At 47.3% G+C, this 3,597-nt stretch carries 3 protein-coding genes; all 3 read right to left on the bottom strand.

From position 1 onward, the window contains the following. Positions 1 to 119 precede the first annotated feature (119 nt). The gene (locus RMO27_RS09950; RefSeq protein ID WP_309731914.1) at positions 120 to 896 is read right to left on the bottom strand and encodes a hypothetical protein; all 777 of its coding nucleotides are present in this window, start codon (positions 894 to 896) and stop codon (positions 120 to 122) included. Positions 897 to 902: 6 nt separating this feature from the next. Then, positions 903 to 2,549, bottom strand: a complete 1,647-nt coding sequence (locus tag RMO27_RS09945; RefSeq protein WP_309731912.1) for a hypothetical protein — start codon at positions 2,547 to 2,549, stop codon at positions 903 to 905. 204 nt (positions 2,550 to 2,753) lie between these two features. Next, the coding region (locus tag RMO27_RS09940; protein WP_309731910.1) for a hypothetical protein at positions 2,754 to 3,597 on the bottom strand (844 nt) is incomplete at its 5' end.

Raw genomic sequence — 3,597 nt, 5'->3', positions numbered from 1 at the left:
CAATAGAGAAGATCGCAGCACTTCGACAATTTTTGGCTCAAAGACTCGATCGAATCGATGCGACTTGATGTTACCTAACGTTAGGTAACACTAAAATTCGATCGTCAGTGCGCCTAATTCTAAGTGCCGAGTAAAATTAATTTGGATATTAAGGTTGTATCGACGGAATGCTGCCGAGCGGCATCCATTAACGGAATGCCTTGATATACCAGTCCGATCGTTTTTCGGATCGCATCGATCTGTTTGGGAGAGTAATCCCTCAATTCTCCTCTTCTAATTGCCTCTGCCAACCCACCTGAGAGCTTGGCAACTAGGATGCGGCGTTCTTGGTTGCTAGCATCGATTTCGCCCCGCATCATCGCAGCACTGGTCAGCGGATTTCGATACACTTGTGCGGGTGGGACAAAATCGACTAGGGCTACTGCTAAATTAGATTTTTTAACGTGGCGCAGGTTAAACAAATAGGTTTTTCGTTTGCCTGCTTTATCCTTGGTAATCACCGTCAATCCCGATTGAACTGTCTGCTTATTGGTCTGAATTACCCCAGGAATACTCAGCGGATCGATCGGTGAGAGGTGGATTAGGGTGGCAGTATTAGTCACAGTTTGGTCTTGATTAGCAGTCATCGAACCATTAGTTGTCAAACCGACCCAGGACTTATTTTCCAGAAACATCGTCTCGATGGTTTCACCGATATTCTCAAAGTTAATATTCGTCCCGACACCAGGACAAATATTAATATCCATCACATCTTGTAAGGGAGACTGGACGCGGACGATGATCGGTTTGCGAACGATGATTGAATTACTGCGCTCGACTTTACGGGCCAGTAATGGACTTTCGATCGAGCCAACCAACAACATTGCTGTCAGCCCGATTGCTGCTAACTTGCTCATAACAATTTAATTAATTTCAAAAGATTTGGTTGTGTAGAGAGAGACTCTAGAGCCAGAGGGTAAAAACCAGACCCGTGCGTTATTTTCGAGTCGTTGAATTTGGGCTTGATTGCGCTGCGCCCACTGCTGCACGAGGGTCGATGAAGCTCCATCGAGTACGCCACCCAATACGTTCGGGTTACTCGTAGTAGTAGAAATCGCCGTTCCCGATGTAGTAATTTGGGTCTGACTATTAGATTGGGTCAAGATTTTACCCAGACCTTGGAGTCCGCCAATCAAGGCTGTTTGCATATCGCGTCTGTTAATTTCGTCGTTGTTAAATTGCTTTAATTCCGCAACTAAGGGTTGATTATTAGTCCCGACTAACATCAAATTTCCCAGGGAGATCGAACGCTCTTCGCCACTGATCGCGATTTTGGCATCGCCAATTCGCAACATCCCATTACTGGCAACAGTAATTTGAGCCTGAATTTTAGTATTGGCGGGAATAGACATCCCCCCGCGCGTATCGACGAAACCTTGCTCTAGGTTGAGCAGCACTTCTTGACTCTGCTCCCCAGAGATCGCTTGAAATGGGGTAATTAAACTAGCGATTCGGTTTTGTCCGGCAATGATTCTTCGACCGGATTGGTTAGAGTTACTAGATACTTGACCGGATGGTGATTGCGGTGCCACGGCAACTGTTTTATCCACCCGCGATCCAAAGACACCAACTGCACCATTAGTCGCTTCTTGCCAACTGACTTGAGGTGGTGGAGTCGGTTTTGGGGCAGATTGAGTTCCAGATGGAGCGAGGATGCGTGTGGCTGGGACGCTAGGAACAACCGTCCCACGGCTGGCAATTACGGGTTTGACTGGTTTAACGACGGTTTCAATCGGTTTAACCGCTGATTTAGGCTCGACCCTGGCAGGTGCAGAGGTTGGAGTTGGGGAGGGCAGGATTGGCGGTTGAACGTTAGTCGGCGGAGATTTGGGTGTGATTACTTCAGGAGCAGGTGTTTCTGAAATTGCAGATTTAACTGGCTGAGTTACCTTGGTTACAGGTGGATTAGAAACAGGTGAAGGTACGACCGAGGGTGCAGTAGTGCCAGTAGTCGCAATCTTTGCTGCTTCCGCATCTTGCTGAGATTTATTAGCTGCTGCCAGCAACTGCTGTTCTTGCTCCTGTATCGCTAATTTAGTTTGCACGACCGGAAAACGCGGATCTGACTCATATTCTTTAGCTGGCGGTGATGCTTGAGGCTCTGGAGCCTTAGACACTTGGGATTGTGCGCCAGTATTGCCAAACATCATCCACAGGACTAACCCCATCGGCAGGGATACTACCCCAAGCAGCAGGAGAGTTTTAGTGGCTCCTTGCTTGTGCAAAGGAATCTTGGTCTTTTTCACCTCTATGTTCTCATTCGTTCCTGCATCCAGATCGGTAAATCGATCGCCAGATGAGTTGTCAGAATGAGTGTCTCCAGGCTGAGGGATTTGAGTCTTTGTCCCAACTAGTTCGAGGAAAAACTCCGAATCTAAATTCCCAGTAACTGCTGGAGCTGAAGTTTCGCTATGGGATTGAGCTGGGGTTTCACTGTGGGATTGAGCGGTGATTTCTGGGGAGACGGATGGACTTTCTGGCGGCGATTGGGCTGGATCTTCAGTATTCATTGAAATTTGTCGAGTGGTTAATTGAGCGATCGATTACTCAATCATTCACTTGAGTTAATTGAGTTATTTATTAGGCTGTTGAGAGGAAGTTGAGCCGACTCCAGGCGTGGCAGGAGTTGGAGTTACGGGCACTGTATTCGGTAAGATCGGCTTAGTATCTTGTGCGCCAGTTTTTTCGATCGCATAAATCTCGATTCCTGACGATCAAGCCATTGCGACTACCCGCGCTAAATTCTTGCTATCTTTGGCTGCGGCAGCATCCACATCAACTAGGGAAGGCGGTACAACCGATCGCAGGTAGATAGTTTTATTAAATGGCACGACTTTCTCGATTGAATCTGAGGTCGCTCGATACACTAAATTAGCCACCAAATTCACCTTCCAGAGCCGTTCGTTAGCGTCTCCTTTAATCTCCACCGGATCTTGAATATCCAGGGGAATGAAGGCTACTTCCGATCGTCCTTGGAGGACTTGAAGCTGGGTCATCAAGGGTGCGATCGAGCCACCCAAGAACTCCTCACGAAACCTGTCTGCCAAACCAAATGAACCGCCCCAAACTGTCGTAGGAATTAATAATTTTCCCGATTTCGATTCGACGGGTACGCCTGGATCGACTTGGGGATGGCGGGGGTCGTCAGTTGCCGTCAGGGGTAGGTGTTGCTGCCATGTAAATAGCTTGCGGAGCGTGTCGAGCGTAAAATCTTTAATTAACTGTGGCGAACGATTTTTACCTTCAAAGGAGGTAACTTCGATCGTTTTGCCATTGACTAGCTGCACCATCGTTGGCAGCGGACGATGAGCGAGACTGTTCATCCCGATCGCTTGAATTATCAATAAAATTAAATTACAAATCGAAATCCCCAAGGTGACTAGAATGAACAGTCCCACCTTGTTTGTCGTATCTACCTCACGATTGCTATTACGAAGGATCGTCAGCTCTTTGAACGAATCTGCCATCTCAGGGGAATATTGCGTTAAATATATACCCAGTTTTAACTTGTCGATCGAGCGAATGACTTGAGACAAAAGGCTGAAACGGACATTTCCA

This window comes from Chamaesiphon sp. OTE_75_metabat_556, assembly GCF_031378165.1.
GTDB lineage: Bacteria > Cyanobacteriota > Cyanobacteriia > Cyanobacteriales > Chamaesiphonaceae > Chamaesiphon.
The sequence above is the reverse complement of the archived record's forward strand: the minus strand, read 5'-3'. Positions and strand labels throughout refer to the sequence as shown.